This is a genomic window from Bradyrhizobium sp. HKCCYLRH3097, assembly GCF_051167875.1.
Taxonomy (GTDB): domain Bacteria; phylum Pseudomonadota; class Alphaproteobacteria; order Rhizobiales; family Xanthobacteraceae; genus Bradyrhizobium.
Genome location: NZ_JBNPTX010000012.1, coordinates 175,177 through 193,907, shown reverse-complemented (window position 1 = coordinate 193,907; position 18,731 = coordinate 175,177). Strand labels below are relative to the sequence as shown.

At 65.7% G+C, this 18,731-nt stretch carries 19 protein-coding genes; all 19 read right to left on the bottom strand.

Features of this window, described 5'->3' with window-relative positions:
* Nucleotides 1-3: 3 nt before the first annotated feature.
* On the bottom strand, nucleotides 4-702 hold the full coding sequence (gene ureB, locus ACQR0U_RS26020; protein ID WP_434843742.1) for an urease subunit beta: 699 nt from the start codon (nucleotides 700-702) through the stop codon (nucleotides 4-6).
* 16 nt (nucleotides 703-718) lie between these two features.
* Complete coding sequence (locus ACQR0U_RS26015) at nucleotides 719-1,396, bottom strand: urease accessory protein UreF (protein ID WP_434843743.1); 678 nt, start codon at nucleotides 1,394-1,396, stop codon at nucleotides 719-721.
* A complete protein-coding gene (gene ureE / locus ACQR0U_RS26010) occupies nucleotides 1,389-1,838 on the bottom strand; it encodes an urease accessory protein UreE (RefSeq protein ID WP_434843744.1) in 450 nt (149 codons plus the stop codon). The genes ACQR0U_RS26015 and ureE overlap by 8 nt, the downstream gene beginning before the upstream one ends.
* Nucleotides 1,839-2,002: 164 nt before the next feature.
* Entirely contained in the window at nucleotides 2,003-2,305 is a 303-nt protein-coding gene (locus ACQR0U_RS26005) for a putative quinol monooxygenase (RefSeq protein WP_316188265.1), read from the bottom strand.
* Nucleotides 2,305-3,819, bottom strand: coding sequence for an amidase (locus tag ACQR0U_RS26000; RefSeq protein ID WP_434843745.1), 1,515 nt, complete (start codon nucleotides 3,817-3,819; stop codon nucleotides 2,305-2,307). Before ACQR0U_RS26000 ends, ACQR0U_RS26005 begins: the two co-directional genes overlap by 1 nt.
* A gap of 86 nt (nucleotides 3,820-3,905) precedes the next feature.
* Entirely contained in the window at nucleotides 3,906-4,607 is a 702-nt protein-coding gene (locus ACQR0U_RS25995) for an ABC transporter ATP-binding protein (RefSeq protein WP_316175316.1), read from the bottom strand.
* Nucleotides 4,604-5,332, bottom strand: a complete 729-nt coding sequence (locus ACQR0U_RS25990) for an ATP-binding cassette domain-containing protein (RefSeq protein WP_434843746.1) — start codon at nucleotides 5,330-5,332, stop codon at nucleotides 4,604-4,606. The genes ACQR0U_RS25995 and ACQR0U_RS25990 overlap by 4 nt, the downstream gene beginning before the upstream one ends.
* 1 nt (nucleotide 5,333) lies before the next feature.
* A complete protein-coding gene (locus tag ACQR0U_RS25985; protein WP_434843747.1) occupies nucleotides 5,334-6,389 on the bottom strand; it encodes a branched-chain amino acid ABC transporter permease in 1,056 nt (351 codons plus the stop codon).
* Complete coding sequence (locus tag ACQR0U_RS25980; RefSeq protein ID WP_434872317.1) at nucleotides 6,389-7,255, bottom strand: branched-chain amino acid ABC transporter permease; 867 nt, start codon at nucleotides 7,253-7,255, stop codon at nucleotides 6,389-6,391. Before ACQR0U_RS25980 ends, ACQR0U_RS25985 begins: the two co-directional genes overlap by 1 nt.
* Before the next feature lie 65 nt (nucleotides 7,256-7,320).
* Nucleotides 7,321-8,559 (bottom strand): urea ABC transporter substrate-binding protein, encoded by a 1,239-nt coding sequence (locus ACQR0U_RS25975; protein WP_316170155.1) that lies wholly within the window; start codon nucleotides 8,557-8,559, stop codon nucleotides 7,321-7,323.
* A 101-nt stretch (nucleotides 8,560-8,660) separates the two neighbouring features.
* On the bottom strand, nucleotides 8,661-9,710 hold the full coding sequence (locus tag ACQR0U_RS25970) for a substrate-binding domain-containing protein (RefSeq protein ID WP_316194220.1): 1,050 nt from the start codon (nucleotides 9,708-9,710) through the stop codon (nucleotides 8,661-8,663).
* Between the two features lie 199 nt (nucleotides 9,711-9,909).
* Nucleotides 9,910-10,386 carry a GNAT family N-acetyltransferase gene (locus ACQR0U_RS25965; protein ID WP_316202400.1) on the bottom strand — a complete coding sequence of 159 codons (477 nt, stop codon included), beginning with the start codon at nucleotides 10,384-10,386 and terminating at the stop codon, nucleotides 9,910-9,912.
* A gap of 47 nt (nucleotides 10,387-10,433) precedes the next feature.
* A complete protein-coding gene (locus ACQR0U_RS25960) occupies nucleotides 10,434-11,150 on the bottom strand; it encodes a tetratricopeptide repeat protein (protein ID WP_409977886.1) in 717 nt (238 codons plus the stop codon).
* Nucleotides 11,151-11,253: 103 nt separating this feature from the next.
* Complete coding sequence (ilvD, locus tag ACQR0U_RS25955; protein ID WP_315827502.1) at nucleotides 11,254-12,978, bottom strand: dihydroxy-acid dehydratase; 1,725 nt, start codon at nucleotides 12,976-12,978, stop codon at nucleotides 11,254-11,256.
* A gap of 236 nt (nucleotides 12,979-13,214) precedes the next feature.
* Nucleotides 13,215-14,186, bottom strand: coding sequence for a tripartite tricarboxylate transporter substrate binding protein BugD (locus ACQR0U_RS25950; RefSeq protein WP_316175308.1), 972 nt, complete (start codon nucleotides 14,184-14,186; stop codon nucleotides 13,215-13,217).
* 90 nt (nucleotides 14,187-14,276) lie between these two features.
* Nucleotides 14,277-15,518: a threonine synthase gene (locus tag ACQR0U_RS25945; protein ID WP_316170326.1), complete on the bottom strand. Its 1,242-nt coding sequence runs from the start codon at nucleotides 15,516-15,518 to the stop codon at nucleotides 14,277-14,279.
* Nucleotides 15,519-15,643: 125 nt separating this feature from the next.
* Nucleotides 15,644-17,065, bottom strand: coding sequence for a dihydrolipoyl dehydrogenase (gene lpdA, locus ACQR0U_RS25940; protein WP_316186106.1), 1,422 nt, complete (start codon nucleotides 17,063-17,065; stop codon nucleotides 15,644-15,646).
* Nucleotides 17,066-17,097: 32 nt separating this feature from the next.
* Complete coding sequence (locus tag ACQR0U_RS25935) at nucleotides 17,098-17,334, bottom strand: hypothetical protein (protein ID WP_316186105.1); 237 nt, start codon at nucleotides 17,332-17,334, stop codon at nucleotides 17,098-17,100.
* A gap of 39 nt (nucleotides 17,335-17,373) precedes the next feature.
* Nucleotides 17,374-18,729, bottom strand: a complete 1,356-nt coding sequence (locus ACQR0U_RS25930; protein ID WP_434872316.1) for a pyruvate dehydrogenase complex dihydrolipoamide acetyltransferase — start codon at nucleotides 18,727-18,729, stop codon at nucleotides 17,374-17,376.
* Nucleotides 18,730-18,731: the final 2 nt, after the last annotated feature.

Genomic DNA, 18,731 nt, shown 5'->3' with positions numbered 1-18,731 from the left:
AGTTCAAGCTCCCAGATAGCCGCGCGACTGCGCGAGTTTCAGCCCGGTCTCGCGCGCGCCGGCCGCGTCGAGCGGGCCGTTGACGAGTCCGGCCTGGCCGCGCACGATCCGGTCGCCGGTGATCGGCACGAGGCGCACCGATTTGGTGACGCCCGGCTCGAAGCGGACGCCGAGTCCAGCCGGACGATCGATCTTCATGCCCCAGGCGGCGCCACGATCGAACAACAGTGCGCGGTTGACCTCGAAGAAGTGGGTGTGGCTGCGCACCTGGATGTCGCGGTCGCCGGTGTTGACGACGTCGAGCGTGACCGCCGGCAGCTCGGTGAACATCGCGATGTCGTCGCCGCCCGCAATGATTTCGCCGGGCACGAACTCGTCACCCGCAGTGCCGTCGGCCGGCTGGATCGGCTCGAACAGCGCCATCACCTTGGTGCCCTCGGCAAACATCAGCTCGACATAGAGCATCGGGATCATCTGGGCGACGCCGGGCTCGACGTCGTCGGTCGTGAGCAGCCGTCCCGCCATGTCGCGGATCTCGGCATAGGGCAGATTGCGGCGCGCCGCGGTCATCACCTCGTCGGTGATGTAGGCCACCGCCTCCGGATGGTTGAGCCTGATGCCGAGCAAGCGGTTGCGCCGCGCCATCTGCGCGGCGTTGAAGATCACGAGACGATCCATCTCGGTCGGCGACAGGTTCATCATGGCGCGGCACCTCTGGTCAGGTCGTGAACATGCGCACGTGCCGCAGCGGACCGCGCGACACGGCGATGTCGATGAAGGGCGTGAAGCTCGACGGCATCGCGTCGTCGTCGGGTGTCTCGTCGAGCAGATCAGCGAGCCGTGCGCGGGCAAGCGCGAGGCTGCGCTGCGACTCGATGTGGCCGATCAGGCCGAGCCGCACGGCGGCGCTGACGAGGCCGGCGACGAGGGTCCAGCCGGAGACCAGTTCGGCCGCGTCGAGGCCAAGGCCGGCATCGCGGCCGGTGATGGCTTGTACCACCGGCAGATGTCCGAGCCGCGCATCGGCAGAAGCGCGGGCACGGTACGCCTGAGATGACGGACCGGCGAGCTTGACCCAGACGCCGAGCAGCGCCCTGCCCGCGCGCCGCGAGCCCTCGCGCATCTCGGCCGACGGCGTCGTCGCCTCGGCGAGGCGATCCACGGCGGCGATCGCGGCAATGTCGTCGGCGTGCCAGGCGCGGCGGAGCAGGATGCGATCCATGCTGGCCCAGCGCTGCGCGAGGTGATCGGCAATAACGCCGTCGAGGTCGGCGCGACCGGACAGCAGGCCGTCGGCCGCGAGGCCTTCGATGCCCCAGGAGAAGGCAAAGCCGCCGGCGGGAAAGGCACTGTCGCCGAGCTGCAGCAGCGCGAGCGCCTCGCCGCGGTCAAACACGATCGCGCTCCACGACCTCGCCGGCATCGAGCAGCGGCTGGATGCGGGCGCGATAGGTGTCGAGCGGGGCATCGAGCAGCACGATCAGATGATCGTCTTCGAAGCGGACGCGCCAGTGCAGGTTGCCGGCGTGCCAGCCGAGCTTCAGCGCACAGGCCGGATCGCGCGCGCGCAGGCGCCAGACCTGCTCCTCACCGAAGCGGGCGATGATCGCGCGATCGGAATCGAGATGCAGCAGCGCGCCGTCGACGAGCTGTTCGTCGCGATCGAGGCTGACGGCGCAGTCGGTGCCGCGATCGGTGGTCCGCCGGAAGCGCTTGCGGCCGGCGTCCTCCGGCGGCACGAACAACAGCTCGACGCCGCCGCGATGCTCCAGCGCATGGAGCCGGCCGGCATAGGCCCTGTCGTCGGCGCGTCCTATGATGCCGTGCAAACGGAGCATCGGCGTGATTTCCTCTCGTTGACGTCATCACTGTCATTCCGGGGCAGCCCGCCAGGGCTGAACCCGGAATCTCGAGATTCTCAGGTGCGCAATTGCGCACCATAGTTCGATGCTGTCGCATCGCCCCGGAATGACTGTGGAGACGGTTGGTACCTCCCAGCGCACTACCGCAGCGTCGCCGACACCTCCTGCGACGTCACGAGAATGACCTCGCCGTCGAGGATCAGCTTGGCGATGCCGAAGAAGGTCGCCACCGCGGCGGAGCCGTTGTGGCGGTCCATCGCGGCCTTGTCGGCGAAGCGCTCGTAGGTCGTGAACAGACCGGGCTCGGTCTCACTCTGCGAGATGAAGAACCCGATCGTCTCCGGCTCGTTGGCCGCGACATGGGCCGCGACGGCGACGAGAGCGTCGCGCATCGTGGCCTCGTATCCCGCCTTGGCCCTGATGACCGCGGTGATGGTGATCATCAGAAGGTCTTCCAGTCGCCGTCGGCCTCGAACGCCGCCGCCGCCTGGTAGATGGTGGATTCGGCGTAGTCCTTGCCGATCAGCATCAGGCCGACCGGCAGGCCGTCCGAGAGGCCGCACGGCAGGGTCATCGCCGGATGGCCTGTCACGTCGAACGGGCTGGTCGTCGCGGTCATCTCGAAGGCGCGCTGCACCACCTCGGCGAGCGGCGCATCCTTGGCCGGGATCGGCGTGGCGACGCACGGCAGGGTCGGCATCAGCAGCAGATCGTAGGAGCCGAACATGGCATCATAGGCCGCCTTGGCCTGAATCGCGATGTTGCGCGACTTGGCGTAGTAGCGGCCACGATAGTGCTCGAGGCCCCACTGCCCGACCAGCATGGTCAGCTTCAACGTCACCGACAGATCGTCGGCGCGCGTGCGCCAGCCGGAATGCGCATCGAGCAGACCGACATCGTAAAGGCCCTTCCAGTTGAACCCCATGCCGTTGCCGAGCATCATCTGCACGAGGAAGCCTTCGAGCGTGATCGGATTCCACGCCGCCAGCGCATGCATGTGCTCGGGGATCGAGACTTCCGACACGCTCGCGCCCATCTTGGCGAAGCGCTCCGCGCCAACCTTGACCTTGGCGACCACGCCCTCTTCCATGTTGGGCGCGCTGAAGCCTTCCTTGAGGACGCCGATCTTGAGACCCTTGACGCCCTTGCCGAGCGCCTCGGTGTAGGCCGAGACCTTCGGCGCATATTGCCGGGGATCGAGACCGTCGGCGCCGGCCAGCACTTCGAGCAGCAGCGCATTGTCGGCGACCGACTTGGTCATCGGCCCGGTGTGGTCGATCGTCGACTCGATCGGCATCACGCCGGTGTAAGGCACGAGGCCGTGGGTCGCCTTCATGCCGTAGATGCCGCAATAGGACGCTGGGATGCGGATCGAGCCGCCCTGGTCGCCGCCGATCGCCATGTCGACCTCGCCGGCCGCCACCAGCGCGGCGCTGCCCGACGACGAGCCGCCGGCCGAATAGCCCATCTTCCAGGGATTGTGCACCGGCGCGGGATCGGAGGTGTGGCTGCCGCCGGACAGGCAGAAGTGCTCGCAGACGGCCTTGCCGACGATGGTGCCGCCGGCATCGAGAATGCGGGAGACGATGGTGGCGTCGGCGGCGGGAATGAAACCTTCGAGCGTGGTCGAGCCGTTCATCATGGGAACGCCGGCGAGCGCGACGTTGTCCTTCAGCACGACGCTCCGGCCGGCGAGCTTACCGCTGGACGCGCCCTTCACCTCGGTCTTGATCGCCCAGGCGTTGTACTTGTTCTCCTTCGGCGGCGGCTTGGCGCCCGGCGTGCGCGGATATTTGACAGGCGGCAGCGGGTTCGGCAGCTCGTCGATGATATCGTACTGGTCGAACATGCCGCCCATCAGCGACAGATATTCGGCGGCCTCCTCCATCGTCATGTTCATGTGCAGGCTGGCGGCGAGATCGGCGACTTCCTCGGCATTCGGGCGTTTGATGGACATGAGTCATCCTTTCTTGTGAGGACAAGCTGGGCAGAGACAGCAGATTGTCAGTTCAATGGGCCGGCGCAGCTGCGCCGGTACGGGCTCTAGCTCGGGACCATTTGACCTTCCCGGGCCAGGAGAGTCTCACGGTCGAGTTCCTCGGTGATACGCCCCTTCTGGATGTGCAGGATGCGGTCCGATAACGACGTGATGAATTCGAGGTTCTGCTCGACCACGATCAAAGACATCTTCCAGCGCGACTTCAACGCCAGCAGCGTCTCGATGATCTCCTCGATGATCGACGGCTGGATGCCTTCGGTCGGTTCGTCCAACAGGATCAGCTTCGGCTTGGTGCACAGGCAGCGTGCCAGCGCCAGCAATTGCTGCTCGCCGCCGGACAGCGCGCCGCCGCGGCGGTCGAGCAGGCGGACCAGCCGCGGAAAATCCTGCAGCACGGCATCGATGACGCTACGGTCCTCCTTGGGAGCCGCGGCGAGCCCCATGCGCAGATTTTCCATGACCGAAAGGTCCGGAAAGATCTCGCGGCCCTGCGGCACCAGACCGATGCCGAGCCGCGAGCGCTCGTGCGGCTTGAGATGCGTGATGGTCTTGCCGGCGAACACCACCGAGCCGTCGGTGGTCGGCAGGTGTCCCATCAAGGTGCGCAGCGCCGTGGTCTTCCCCATGCCGTTATGGCCGAGGATGCCGAGATACTCGCCGTCCGCCACGGTCAGATCCACGCCGAACAGGATCGGGATCCGGCCATAGCCGGACTTGAGCCCGTTGACTTCGAGAAGCGCGCTCATGCCGCCACCTTCTTGCCGAGATAGACGTCGCGCACGCGCTGGTCGGCGAGCACCTTGTCGACAGTGTCCTCGACCAGCACGCGGCCCTGGTGGAACACGGTGACGCGCTTGGCGATCTGCTTGATGAACTCCATGTCGTGCTCGACGACGACGATGGCGCGGGTCTGGTTGATCTCGCGGATGATCGCCGCGGTGTGGAAGGTCTCCTCGTCGGTCATCCCCGCGGCGGGCTCGTCGAGCAGGATCAGCTCCGGCTCGGCAGCGAGCACCATGCCGATCTCGACCCACTGGCGCTGACCGTGGGACAGCGTGGCGACGATGCTGTCGGCATAGTCGGTCAAACGGATCATCTCCAGCACCGCGTCGACGGCAGGCCCCTGCTGGCGCGGCGTCGCCTTGCGGCGGACGGCGAGCCAGATGTTCTCGCGCACCGACAGGCCGTTGAACACGTTTGGCACCTGGGTCTTGATGCCGATGCCCATGCGCGCGATCTCGTGCGACGCCTTGCCGGCGATCGGCATGCCGCGGAAGGCGATCGTGCCCGAGGTCGGCATGAGCTGGCCGGTGAGCGTCTTGAAGAAGGTGCTCTTGCCGGCGCCGTTGGGGCCGATCAGGCAGCGCAGCTCCATCTCCTGCAGGGTGAAGGTGATGTCGTCGTTGGCGACCACGCCGCCGAAGCGCATCGTCAGGTGCTCGGCCTTGAGCAGAGGGACGAGGTCCGCCATGTCATTCGGCTCCTGCAGGATGCGGCGCCGCCGCTGATTGGACCGGCGGGCCATTGGTCTTCGGCTTCCTGTCCGGGATCAGCCGCATCACCAGGTCACGCGCGGTCGGCACGATGCCCTTCGGCAGCAGCAGAACGAACACCACCAGCACGCCGCCCAGCACGAGGTTGGAGTTCAAGAGCTGCTGCGAGCCGATATAGGCGACGATGTATTCGATCACGACGCAGCCGATGATCGGCCCGAGCAAGGTGCCGAGGCCGCCGACCGTGATCCAGATGATGATCTCCGCCGACAGCGACAGGCTGAAGATGGTCGGGCTGACGAAGGCGCCCCAGTTGACGTAGAGCGCGCCGGCCAGGCCGGCGATGGCGCCGCCGAGGATGAAGGTCAGGCACTTCACCAGACGCGGGTCGTAGCCGAGCAGCGACGCGCGCACCTCGTTCTCGCGCACGGCGACGATGATGCGGCCCGCCGGCAGCGCCAGCAGCAGCCGCAGCAGCAGGAACACGCCGAGCAGCACATAGGCCGTGGTCCACCATGACTGCTCCGGCGACAGCACGGTCGAGGGATCGAACGGCATGTTGAAGGTCGGCACCGCCGGCATGCCGTTGAAGCCGCCGAGCAGCGCCTTGCCGATCTTGTAGGCGTCGCCCGACGTCGAGTTGACAGAGTTGAACAGGATCAATGTCACCGTCAGCGTGATGACGCCGAGATAGACGTCGGAGATGCGGCCGAAGAAGATGAAATAGCCGAGGATCGCCGCGAACGTCGCCGGGACCGCGATGGCCACCAGGATCGCAGGCGTCGAGTCCTGGAAATTGATGGCCGCGATCGCATAGGCATAGCCGCCGAGCCCGAAGAACGCGGTCTGTCCGAACGACAGGATGCCGCCGAAGCCCCAGATGAAGGCGAGGCTGAGCGCCAGCACCGCCATTGCAGCGAACAGCGTCAGCTGCATCAGCGCGAACAGCTCGATCACGCTCGGCACGATCGCAATCGCTACGATGGCAAGGACGATCGCGCCCACCTGGCCGGAAAGACGGAGGTGCTTGTCCATCACAGGCTCCCCTTGAAGAAGCGCCCGGAGATGCCCTGCGGCAGCAAGCGGATCAGCACGATCGCGGTGGTGAAGACGATCACCTCGCCATAGACCGGCGTGGTGAAATAGGCGCCGATCTGGTTGACCGAGCCGAACAGGCTCGCGGCCGAGAGCGTGCCGGAGAGGATCGCGGCGCCGCCGCCGACCACGGTCATGAACGCCTTGGCGACATAGGCGCCGCCCATCACGGGGGTGATGCCGGACACCGGCGCCAGCAGGCCGCCGGCGAGGCCGGTCACGGCCGCACCGAGCGCGAAGGTGCTCATGTAGACCCGGGCCGGGTTGACGCCGAGCGTCGCCGCCATCGCCGGATTCTGCATCGTGGCGCGGGCGACCAGGCCGAAACGGGTGTAGCGCATCACGCCGTAGATGATCGCCATCATGACGGCCGCCATCAAGGCAAGGAACAGCGTGTAGTAGCTCGACTGATACGAGCCAATCGAAAAGCCGCCGAGCGGCGTCGGCACGCCCTGCTGGGTGTTGCCATAGATCGTCGTGATGATCCCGATGATCAGGAGGCTGAGGCCCCAGGTCGCGAGCATCGAATCGACGAGACGGCCATAGAGGAAGCGGATCAGGCAGCGCTCGATGACAAGGCCCACGACGCCGACGAACAAGGGCGCAATGATCAGCATCGCGATCCAGATGTTCACACCGGCATTGGCGGAAATGACGGTCGCATAGGCGCCGAGCATGATGAATTCGCCATGGGCGAGATTGATGATCTTCATCATGCCGAAGATGATCGCCAGTCCCAGGCAGAGCAGGAACAGCGACGAGATTCCATTGAGGACGTCGAGCGCGAGGATGACGTAGATCGCCATGCGTCAGGTCTTTCAGGGCAGTCCAGGGACACCGGGCCCCGCCGGATGGCGGGACCCGGCAGGCGTCAGAGATTGATGATGTACTGCTTGGTGTCGGTGGGGTTCTTGACGAGGTCGCAGACACTCGCGGTGTCCGCCGGCTTGGCATCGGTGTAGGTCTCCAGCACCGACCATTTGCGGTCCTTCACCTCGGCAAGGAACGCGTTGCGAACCGTGTGATGGGTCGGCTTGTCCAGCGAGACCTTGCCGCTGGGGCCGTCGAAGACGAGGCCGCTTTCGAGCGCCTCGATCACCTTCATGCGGTCGATGCTGCCGGCCTTCTTGACGCCCTCGGCCCACAGCATCACGCCTTCATAGGTGCACGAGGCGAGCTCGCTGATGTAAGGCGAATCCGGATGCGCCTTCTTGATCTTCTCGACGAAGCTCTTGGAGGCCGGCGTGGTCAGCTCCTCGAAATAGCCGTAGGCGCCAATGACCCCATCGCTTTCCGCCGCGTCCAGCGTCGAGGGCTCGTTGACGAGCCCAAAGGTGGTCGAGGCGATCGGGATCTTCGATTTCATGCCGGCGGCAGTCCACTGCCGGTAGAACGCGGTGTGGTTGCCGCCGACCAGCGCCGACAGGATGAGGTCGGGCTTGGCCGCCTGGATCTTCGAGATGGTCGAGCCGAAATTGGTGACGTCGAGCGGGAAGAAGTCGGTCGAGAGAATCTCGCCGCCATTGTCCTTGCAGTACTTGGTCATCCACTTCGCGGTGATCTGACCGTAATTGTAGTCGGCCGCGATGATGTAGGCCTTCTTGCCCGACTTCTTCATCGCGCTCGGCACAAGCTTCTCGACCGTCTGCGCCGGCGTGGTGCCGGTGCAGAAGGTGTTGCGGTCGCAGACGCCGCCTTCGTACAGCGTGTTGTAGAAGTACAGCACCTTGAAGCGGTCGAAGGTCGGCCGGATCGCCTCGCGCGAGGCCGAGGTGATGCCGCCATGGACGACGTCGACCTTGTCCTTCACCGCCAGCTGCTGGGCATATTGCGAGTACAGCTGGATGTTGGACTGGGTGTCGTAGTGGATCACCTTCAAGGGACGGCCGAGCAGGCCGCCGGCGGCATTGATCTCATCGACGGCAAGCTGCAGCGCGTAGACCATCGGCGTGCCGGAGGTGCCGATCGGGCCCGACTGGTCGTGCAGGCTGCCGACCGTGATCGGGTTCTCGGCCGCGAGCGCGCCTGAGCGGAACACCGCAGGTGCCGCGATCAAGGTCGACGTCGCGATGGCCGAGCGTTGCAGAAAACGACGGCGGGAAAAAATCATCAGGGGTCCCCATCGGTTGGTGATGCTGTTGCACAAGTCGCGCAAAGTTTAAAATTACAATATTTGAAAAGGCAAGTGTTTTTTGGGGCGCACCTTGCGCGTCAGCGCGAGGCGACGACCGCGAAGTCGTAGCCGTCCAGCTCGGCGAGGTGGATCGGGTGCCGGCCGCCAACCACCGGCTGTGCCTCCGTGCCGCGCGCGGTGCGCCGCTGCAGCGTGCGCCCGAAGAAGCGCCTGAGAACGCGCGCATCGAAGCTCTCGGCGCGCTCGATCAGCGCGGCGAGCGCGTGAATGCCCTCGTAGCAGGACTCGCCATAGCCGTTCGCGGGCGGCGGGTTGTCGCCGAACGCCGTGTAGTAACGCTCCAGGAAGGCGCCGTTGTTGCGCGAGCGCAGCGATGCAAAGTAGCTGGAGGCGACGAACACGTTCTCGGTCTCGCTGCTGTCGAGTCCATAGACGATGGTCTCGTCGAAGGCCGAGGAGAAGCGCAGAACGTGGCGGCTGAGCCCGGCGGCGCAGAAGGCGCGGCTGAACACGATGCAGTCGAAGCCGAGAAAGACCGGGAGAACGACGTCGCTGCGCGTGGTCTTGATACGATCGAGCATCTCGTCGAAATCATGCACGCCGACCGGCACGTAGTGCTCTCCGGTGACGACGCCGCCGTATCGCGCGATCAGGCGCTTGGCGATGTCGAGCGAGGAACGCGGCCAGATGTAGTCGTTGCCGCACAGGAAGAAGCGCCGGGCGCGCTTGCACTCCGAGAGCCATTGGATCGCGGGTGCCAGCAATTCGCCGGCGGTCTCGCCCGTGGTCATCACATCGCTGTTCGCCGGCAGGCCCTCGAACTGGGGCGTGTAGACGAACGGCACGCGGCCGCGCGCGGCTTGCGCGACAGGATCGCGCGCGTAGCTCGGCAGCATGCCGACGAGGCCGTCGACGGCGAACTCGTCGACCGCTTCGACCGCGGCCCGACCCGCGCTGGCGGCGGTTGCGCCGGCGTCGATGACGATCAGCTCGACCTGTCGGCGGCGGATGCCGGCGGCCTGGTTCAGCTCGGTCACGGCCAGCCGCCCACAGGCTTCCGCGGAGGGTGCCCACAACCCCGCCGAGCCGCGCTGAGGAATGATCAGGCCGATCCGAACGCTGTGCAAACGTGCCGCCTCTGCTGTTGCCGAGGATTTGCACTCACGAATCGTGCCAAGCGCGTTTTGGCGTCATCGCGGTCGTTCGTGTACCAAAGTTCGCCGATTTTGGTTCTGGAACCTGACGCTGGTCAGAACATCGGCGCGCCGACGCCTATTCGTTAGGCATCCGCTGCCATGGCCTCGATGTGTCGTCGCGACCCGCGACTCACCGCGCGGGACCGAGGGTTTTGCGCATCGGATAGGAGACCGCGGTGCCGAACTTGCCGGCGGGCACGCCGACATCGGCGTAGCCGCGGGCGAGATAGAATCGATGCGCGGTCTCGGTGCTCAACAAGGCGATCTCCCTTGCACCAAGCGCGAGCGCCCGCCGCTCCAGCTCGGCCACAAGCGCCGAGCTGATGCCGCGAAACCGGGCTCGCGGCGACACGTAGTTGACCGTGATCTCGCCGGGATGGGCGAGCCCGCCGACCGCGAGAATCGCACCATCCTCGACCGCGACCAGCAGTGAGCGCCCCTGCCCGTCCGCCCACTGCGCCACGTTCTGGGGTGTCTTGTTGGCCAGCCAGCGCGCCAGGATCTGCGGGTCGCCGCGGTGGTCGTCCCTGCACAATTCGGAAATCGAGGCCCGCAACACGGCGCAGGCCGCCTCGGCATCGTCAGCCGTCGCATCGCGGATGATCATCGCAGCCCCTCGCTCGAACGGAGGGAACGCGATGCATTCCGCTCCTGCTACTCGCGCTTGCCCTGCACCCAGCTCTCGAGCATCTGCAGCGCCGAGGCGCGGTCATCGTCCGAGGCCTTGGCGAAGGCGCGGTTGTAGCTCTCCTTGATCCAGGCTTCGTCCGGACCGGCGCTGTCGCGCGCCAGCGTGAGCCACATCAGTCCGCGCGCCGGCTGGCGCGGCAGCCGGTCGCCGTTGAACAGCATCTGACCAAGCAGCGCCTGGGCCTGGTGCTGGCCCTTCTGCGCGGCGAGGCCGAGCCAGCGCGCACCATAACGGAAGTCGTCGCGCGAGGCATCCGCGGTCTTCAGGTACATCCGCGCCAGGTCGTACTGGGCGTCCGCATTGCCGAAGTAGGACGCCGCATAGGAGAACATCTCCCGCGCGCGATCCGGATCGGCCTTGACCTTCGTGTTGGGGATGCCGCTCAGGTAATAGCGGCCGAGCGCGACGAAGGCATTGGCGACGATCTGCGCCTGCGGCGCCGACGGGCTGTCCTCCGCATGCGCATTGGCGATGCGGCTGAAATAGTCGAAGGCGCGCATGTCGTCGCGCGCAACGCCATCGCCCGCCGCATACATGCGGCCGAGCTTGAACTGCGCAATCGGGTGGCCTTCCTCCGCCGCGTATTGCAGCGCCGTCAGGGACTGCGTGGGTGAGGTCGAGGACGTCGTCGCGGGCAGCGCCTTGCGCAGCGCGCCGGCGCCAGCCTGCTGTCCAGCCACGGGGATCGCCGGCTCCTGGTTGACCGGAGCGCCATCGAACGCGAACGATGGCGTCGGCAACGCGAGCGGGGCAACCCCCAGCATCAATGCGAAAAGGATCCGATCAGATGTCCGCATAGCAATACTTCTCTTGCGCACCACCTGGATGGGTCACGGCGCCCGCCACGGCCGGCCCCACCTGCTGGGCATATTTCCAAAGTGCACCTGACGTGTGATGCGTCTCACGCGGCGTCCACTTGGTCTTGCGTGTCGCCAGCTCGGCATCGCTCAACTTCACGTTAAGGATGCCCGCCTCGGCGTCGATCTCGATGATGTCGCCATCCTCGACCAGCGCGATCGGTCCGCCGACCGCCGCCTCCGGTCCGATATGGCCGATGCAGAAGCCCCGGGTCGCGCCCGAGAACCGGCCGTCGGTGATCAGCGCGATCTTGCCGCCCATGCCCTGCCCGGTCAGCGCCGCCGTGGTCTGCAGCATTTCCCGCATGCCCGGACCGCCGCGCGGCCCCTCGTAGCGAATGACGATCACGTCGCCTTCGCGATAGGTGCGCTTCTGGACGGCGTCAAAGGCGTCCTCTTCCCGATCGAAGCAGCGGGCCGGCCCAGAGAATTTCAAGTTCGACATGCCCGCGACTTTCACGATCGCGCCCTCTGGCGCGAGATTGCCTTTCAGACCGACGACACCCCCGGTTGCAGTGATCGGCTTGTCAGCCGGCATCACCACGTCCTGGTGCGGATTCCACTTCACGCCTTTGAGGTTTTCGGCGATCGTCCGGCCGGTGACTGTGAGGCAGTCGCCGTTCAAATAGCCATGGTCGAGCAACGTCTTCATCAAGAGCGGAATGCCACCAGCCTCGAACATGTCTTTGGCGACATAGCGGCCACCCGGCTTCAAATCCGCGATATAAGGTGTCTTTTTGAAGATTTCGGCGACGTCGAATAAGTCGAACTTGATGCCGGCCTCGTGCGCAATCGCAGGTAGATGCAGCGCAGCATTGGTCGACCCGCCGGACGCCGCCACAACCGCAGCGGCATTCTCCAGGGATTTTCGCGTGACGATGTCGCGCGGGCGGATATTGGCGGCAATCAGCTCCATGACCTGTTCGCCGGCGGTCATGCAGAAGGCATCGCGGATTTCGTAAGGCGCCGGGGCCCCGGCCGAATAAGGCAGCGCCAGCCCGATCGCTTCGGACACCGTCGCCATCGTGTTGGCCGTGAATTGGGCGCCGCAGGCGCCAGCCGATGGGCAGGCGACGCGCTCGAGCTCGTCGAGGTCGTCGTCCGACATCGCACCCACCGAATGCTTGCCGACAGCCTCGAACATGTCCTGCACGGTGACCTGCTGGCCGCGGAAATTGCCGGGCAGGATCGAGCCGCCATAGATGAAGATCGAGGGCACGTTGAGCCGGACCATCGCCATCATCATGCCCGGCAGCGACTTGTCGCAGCCGGCGAGGCCGACGAGCGCATCGTAGGAATGGCCGCGAATCGTCAGCTCCACCGAATCGGCGATCGCCTCGCGCGACGGCAGCGACGAGCGCATGCCGTCATGGCCCATCGCGATGCCGTCGGTCACGGTGATGGTGCAGAATTCGCGCGGCGTGCCGCCGGCGTGGGCGACGCCCTTCTTCACCGCCTGGGCCTGCCGCATCAGCGCGATGTTGCAGGGCGCAGCCTCGTTCCAGCACGAGGCGACGCCGACGAAGGGCTGATGGATCTGCGCCGTGGTGAGGCCCATGGCGTAGAGGTAGGACCGATGCGGCGCACGCTCGGGCCCTTCCGTCACATGACGGCTGGGCAGCCTGCGCTTGATGTCGGTCTTCGCGTCCATCGCTGTTTTGGCCTCCCGGTGCTGCGGAGAACGCTCAAAATCCGGCAAGTGGATTTTCGGCAGCCTCACACGCACTGGTTATGTTCTGATCAAAGTATTTCACGACCAGGTGTGGCTAAAAAGCGGCGCGTTTGCGGAGCGCCGGAGATTGTTACCAAAACTTCGTAAACTGTGGCGACGTCGCAACATTCGTGGCCGATGCGCAACCATGTGCGATTGGGCGTGGCAGGGTGAGCCTACTCCGGCACCACCCCAGCGGCGCGGATCATCGGCCACCATTTGCGGATCTCGGCGCGCTGCAAGGTTCCAAGCGCGGCGGGGCTGCGCTGGTCGGCCGTCGGCATCTGCAACCCCAGGTTTTTCAATTGATTTTTCACATCCGGCTCGTCCAGCGCGGCCACCGCCGCCGCATTGAGGGTGTCGACGATCTCCTTGCTGGCGCCCTTCGGCAGCCAGAGGCCCGACCACAGGGTCATGTGGAAGCCCGGCAGGCCGGCCTCGTCGGTGGTCGGAATCTCCGGCGCGGACTCGAGGCGCTTGGCGTCGGTGACGGCGTAGGCGCGGATCGTGCCGGCGCGAACCTGGTTGATGGCGTTGGAGGTCTGGTCCACGATCAGATCGATCTGGCCGGCGACCAGATCGTTCATCGCCGGCCCCGTGCCGCGATACGGCACATATTGCAGCTTGAGGCCGGTGACCTGCTCGAAATAGAGCCCCGCGATGTGGCTGCCGGAGCCATTGCCCGCTGTGCCGGCCGACACGGGATTCGGCTGCGACTTCACCCAGGCGAGAAACTCCGGCAGCGACTTCGCCGGGATGTTGTTCCTGCTGACGATGATCATCGGATTGCTCGGCAGCAGCACCACCGGCTCGAGATCGGCTTCGAGGTCATAGCCGAGCCGGTAGACGGCGCCGTTGGCGACATGGGTGCCGAGATGGCCGAAGCTCACGGTGTAGCCGTCGGGCTTCGAGCGGACGGCACGGCCCACGCCGATCGAGCCGCCCGCCCCTGTCACGTTCTCGATCAGAACGGGCTGGCCGAGCGTCTGTCTCATGTGCTCGGCGAGGATGCGCATCATCGCATCCGATGGGCCGCCGGCAGCGAATGGCACGATCACGGTGATCGCGCGCGAGGGATAATTGTCGGCGCGCGCCGGCTGCATCAGCGCAAGACACACCAACAGCACGGCGCAAAGAGCTCGTCGCATCACGTCCTCCCTTGTGTCGCACGCACCGGCGGCAGACGCGAATGCGTCTGCGCCGGAGCATGTGCCCGAGGCCGCGGTGCTGGTTGTTAGTTAGAACTGCCCGAAGTCGATCGGCTGGTGACGATCGAGCGTGCGGGTGACCGGCGGCAGCGGATATTTAAGTCCTGTCGCGCAATTGAACAGCATGACGCGATCGTTTTTCGTTACGCGCCCGTCGGCCAGGCTCTGCTTGTAGGCGGCATAGGTCGCCGCGCCTTCCGGGCACAACAGCAGCCCCTCCTCGCGCGCGACTTCGCTGAGCGCAGATGAAATCTTCTCATCATCGACCGCGATGGCGAAACCTTTGCTCTCGCGCACCGCGCGCAGGATGAGAAAATCACCCACCGCTTGAGGCACGCGGATGCCGGACGCGATGGTGTGGGCGTCTTCCCACCGGGTCGCATGCTCGACGCCCTGCTCGAAGGCCCGCACCATCGGCGCGCAGCCCGACGCCTGCACCGCGACCATGCGCGGACGCTTGGAACCGATGAAGCCGATCTTCTCCAGTTCGTCGAACGCCTTCCACATGCCGATCAGGCCGGTGCCGCCGCCGGTCGGATAGAAGATCACGTCGGGCACGTCCCAGCCGAGCTGCTCGGCAAGCTCCAGGCCCATCGTCTTCTTGCCCTCGATGCGATACGGCTCCTTCAGCGTCGAGGTATCGAACCAGCCGACCTTGGCCTTGCCCTCGCCGACGATCTTGCCGCAATCGTCGATCAGTCCGTTGACGCGGTAGACGGTCGCGCCCTGCAGCTCGATCTCGCTGACGTTCACCTCCGGCGTATCGGCCGGACAGAAGATCGTGGTCTTGATGCCGCAGGAGGTCGCATAGGCCGCGAGCGCAGCACCGGCATTGCCGTTGGTCGGCATCGCCATGTGCTTGATGCCGAGCGCCTTGCCCATCGACACTGCCATCACGAGGCCGCGCGCCTTGAACGAGCCGGTCGGCAGCCGGCCCTCATCCTTGACGATGATCTCGCCGCCGCCGAGCTTCTTCGACAGCTTGGGCAGGCTGATCAGCGGTGTCATGACCTCGCCGAGGCTGACGATGTCCCGGCATTTGCGCACCGGCAGCAGCTCGCGATAGCGCCACATGTCGGCCGGACGCTGCGCCAGCGCGTCCTTCGTGAGCGCCCGCTTCACGCCCGCGAGATCGTAGCGCACCAAGAGCGGCTTGCCGGCCTTGGAGAGGTTGTGGACCTGATCCGCCGGATAGTGATCGCCTTCCATCGCGCATTCGAGATGGGTGACGAAGGTCGGACGTTCGATGGTGAGATTGTCGCTGGATTTCACGGCAGTGACTTTCTGGCTGCTGTCGTCATTGCCGGGCTTGACCCGGCAATCCATCCGCTTCGCAGAGTTTCCCGAAGCGCGATGGATGCGCGGGTCAAGCCCGCGCATGACGAGCGGGGACGGAGCTACATGTTCAGCACGCGGCCGTAGGCGTCGAGCACGGCTTCCTTCATCATCTCCGACAGGGTCGGATGCGGGAAGACCGTGTGCATCAGCTCTTCCTCTGTCGTCTCGAGGTTCATCGCCACGACATAGCCCTGGATCAGCTCGGTGACCTCGGCGCCGACCATGTGGGCGCCGATCAGTTGTCCGGTCTTCTTGTCGAAGATCACCTTGACCAGGCCCTGGTCCTCGCCGAGCGCAATTGCCTTGCCGTTGCCGACGAAGGGGAAGCGGCCGACTCTGACGTCGCGGCCCTGCTCCTTGGCCTTGGCCTCGGTGAGGCCGGCGGAGGCGACCTGCGGATGGCAATAGGTGCAGCCCGGAATGAGGTTCTTGTCCATCGCGTGCGGATGCAGGCCCTTGATCGCCTCGATGCAGACCACGCCCTCATGCTCGGCCTTGTGCGCCAGCATCGGGGGACCGGCGACGTCACCGATGGCGTAGATGCCGGGCACGTTGGTCTTGCCGTAGCCGTCGATGACGATGCAGCCACGATCGGTCTTCACCCCGAGCTTCTCCAGCCCGAGATTCTCGATGTTGCCGACCACGCCGACGGCCGAGATCACGCGATCGAACTCGACCGCCTCGATCTTGCCCTTGCCGTCGTCGATCGTGGCGACCACGCTGTCGCTCTTCTTGTCGAGCTTGGTGACCTTGGCCCCGGTCATGATCTTGAGGCCCTGCTTCTCCAGCTGCTTGCGCGCGAGGCCGGCGATCTCGGCGTCCTCGACGGGCAGGATCTGCGGCAGCACCTCGACCACCGTCACCTCGGAGCCCATGGTGCGGAAGAACGACGCGAACTCGATACCGATCGCGCCAGAGCCGACCACCAACAGCGACTTCGGCATCTTGTCAGGAACCATCGCCTCGAAATAGGTCCAGACCAGCTTCTTGTCCGGCTCGAGCCCCGGCAGCACGCGCGGCCGCGCGCCGGTGGCAACGATGATGTGCTTCGCCTGATAGGTCCCCTCGCCCAGCGCGCCCTTGGGCGCCTCGACGTCGGATTTGGTCACCGTGATCTTGCCGGGCGCGTCGATCGCAGCCTTGCCCCAGATCACCTGGACCTTGTTCTTCTTCATCAGGAAGCCGACGCCGTCATTGAGGCGCTTCGAGACGCCGCGCGAGCGCTGCACAACCGCCTTCGGATCGTAGGAGATGTTCTCCGCCGACAGGCCATAGTCCTTGGCGTGCTGCATGTAATGATAGATCTCGGCCGAGCGCAGCAGCGCCTTGGTCGGGATGCAGCCCCAGTTCAGGCAGATGCCGCCGAGATAGGATTTCTCGATGATCGCGGTCTTGAAGCCGAGCTGGGCGGCGCGGATCGCGGCGACGTAGCCGCCCGGGCCGGACCCGATGATGATGATGTCGAAGGATGTGTCGGCCATGACGGCTCCCATTCAACTTAAGCAGTCGGAAATCAGACGGTGGGGCTGCGGACGGAGCGTCGCCAGATCATGGCTCGCATGACGGCTTCCAGGAGCATCAGCAGGGTGCAGATAGCGAATCCGGCGAGCGCGATCGGCGCCCAGATGCGGCGCGACAGCGCCTCGCCGGAGAAGAAGGCAGAATAGATGACGTCGATCCCGAGCGGATTGGCAAACAGCGCGGCGCTCACCAGCGCCGTGATCCAGGGCCACCGCGTTCTGATGCGCATGCGTCGGCCCCGTTTGCCATCCCGCTCCGGAAAGCAAGATCACACCATCATCATCACGGGATTCTCGATCAGTTGCTTGAAGGCGCCGATCAGCTCGGCGCCGAGCGCGCCGTCGATCGCGCGGTGATCGCACGACAGCGTCACGCTCATCATGCTCGCGATCTCGATCTTGCCGTTGCGCACGACGGGGCGTTCTTCCGAGGTGCCAACCGCGAGGATCGTGGCATGCGGCGGATTGATCACGGCGGTGAAGTGGTTGATGCCGTACATGCCGAGGTTGGAGACGGCCGTGGTGCCGCCCTGATATTCCTCCGGCTTCAGCTTGCGCGAGCGGGCGCGCGCGGCAAAGTCCTTCATCTCGCTGGAGATCTCCGATAGCGTCTTGGTCTCGGCCTTGCGGATGATCGGCGTGATCAGTCCGCCGGGCATTGCGACGGCGACACCGACGTCGGAATGCTTGTGCTTGACCATGCCGCCTTCGGTCCAGCTGACGTTGCAGTTCGGGATCTTCTGCAGCGCCACCGCCATCGCCTTGATGACGAAATCGTTCACGCTGAGCTTGTAGAGCGGCTTCTTCTCCTTGTCCTTGGGAGCCGCCGCATTGATCTCCTCGCGCGCAGCCAGGAGCTTGCCGATGTCGCAGTCGATCGTGAGATAGAAGTGCGGGACGTTCTGCACCGACGCCGTCAGGCGCTGCGCGATGGTGCGGCGCATGCCGTCGTGCGGGATGACCTCGTAGGAGCCGGGCTCGAACAGCGCCAGGATCTGCTTGTCCGACATCGACGGCGCCAGCGCCGGCGCGCCTGCCGCGGCGGGAGCCGCCGACGGCGCGGCCTTCAGGCCCTTGCCGGACTTCGCCTCTTCCACGTCACGCGCGACGACGCGACCATGCGGGCCGGTGCCGGTGATGCGGCCGAGATCGATGCCGGCATCCTTGGCGAGACGGCGCGCCAATGGCGACGAGAAGATGCGCGCATGGCCGTTGACCTGAGGGGCCGCCGCAGGCGCGGCTGGCGCAGGAGCCGTAGCCGGCTTCGGCGCGGGCGCCGCGGCCGGTGCAGCTGTCGCAGCGGGAGCCGCCGAGGCGATGGGCTTGGCCTCGGGCTTGGGAGCGGCCGCCGCCGGCGCGCTGCCGGCCGCCTTGACGTCCTCGCCCTCGCCGGCGAGCACCGCGATCACGTCGTTCACGGGCACGTCCTGCGTGCCTTCCGGCACAAGGATCTTGGCGAGGGTGCCTTCGTCGACCGCCTCGACTTCCATCGTGGCCTTGTCGGTCTCGATCTCGGCGATGACCTCGCCTGACTTGACCTGGTCGCCTTCCTTCTTGAGCCAACGGGCGAGGTTGCCCTTCTCCATCGTCGGCGACAGCGCGGGCATGAGAATGTTGATCGGCATGA

What these genes read in the sequence shown, in the direction of transcription:
- ACQR0U_RS25950 (WP_316175308.1), bottom strand. Translation starts at nt 14,186, where the DNA reads ATGCGACGAGCTCTTTGCGCCGTGCTGTTGGTGTGTCTTGCGCTGATG.
- ACQR0U_RS25980 (WP_434872317.1), bottom strand. Translation starts at nt 7,255, where the DNA reads ATGGCGATCTACGTCATCCTCGCGCTCGACGTCCTCAATGGAATCTCG.
- lpdA (WP_316186106.1), bottom strand. Translation starts at nt 17,065, where the DNA reads ATGGCCGACACATCCTTCGACATCATCATCATCGGGTCCGGCCCGGGC.
- ACQR0U_RS25990 (WP_434843746.1), bottom strand. Translation starts at nt 5,332, where the DNA reads ATGGCGGACCTCGTCCCTCTGCTCAAGGCCGAGCACCTGACGATGCGC.
- ACQR0U_RS25985 (WP_434843747.1), bottom strand. Translation starts at nt 6,389, where the DNA reads ATGGACAAGCACCTCCGTCTTTCCGGCCAGGTGGGCGCGATCGTCCTT.
- ACQR0U_RS25965 (WP_316202400.1), bottom strand. Translation starts at nt 10,386, where the DNA reads ATGATCATCCGCGATGCGACGGCTGACGATGCCGAGGCGGCCTGCGCC.
- ACQR0U_RS26000 (WP_434843745.1), bottom strand. Translation starts at nt 3,819, where the DNA reads ATGTCCATCAAACGCCCGAATGCCGAGGAAGTCGCCGATCTCGCCGCC.
- ACQR0U_RS25930 (WP_434872316.1), bottom strand. Translation starts at nt 18,729, where the DNA reads ATGCCGATCAACATTCTCATGCCCGCGCTGTCGCCGACGATGGAGAAG.
- ACQR0U_RS25975 (WP_316170155.1), bottom strand. Translation starts at nt 8,559, where the DNA reads ATGATTTTTTCCCGCCGTCGTTTTCTGCAACGCTCGGCCATCGCGACG.
- ACQR0U_RS26005 (WP_316188265.1), bottom strand. Translation starts at nt 2,305, where the DNA reads ATGATCACCATCACCGCGGTCATCAGGGCCAAGGCGGGATACGAGGCC.
- ilvD (WP_315827502.1), bottom strand. Translation starts at nt 12,978, where the DNA reads ATGGACGCGAAGACCGACATCAAGCGCAGGCTGCCCAGCCGTCATGTG.
- ureB (WP_434843742.1), bottom strand. Translation starts at nt 702, where the DNA reads ATGATGAACCTGTCGCCGACCGAGATGGATCGTCTCGTGATCTTCAAC.
- ACQR0U_RS25995 (WP_316175316.1), bottom strand. Translation starts at nt 4,607, where the DNA reads ATGAGCGCGCTTCTCGAAGTCAACGGGCTCAAGTCCGGCTATGGCCGG.
- ACQR0U_RS25935 (WP_316186105.1), bottom strand. Translation starts at nt 17,334, where the DNA reads ATGCGCATCAGAACGCGGTGGCCCTGGATCACGGCGCTGGTGAGCGCC.
- ureE (WP_434843744.1), bottom strand. Translation starts at nt 1,838, where the DNA reads ATGCTCCGTTTGCACGGCATCATAGGACGCGCCGACGACAGGGCCTAT.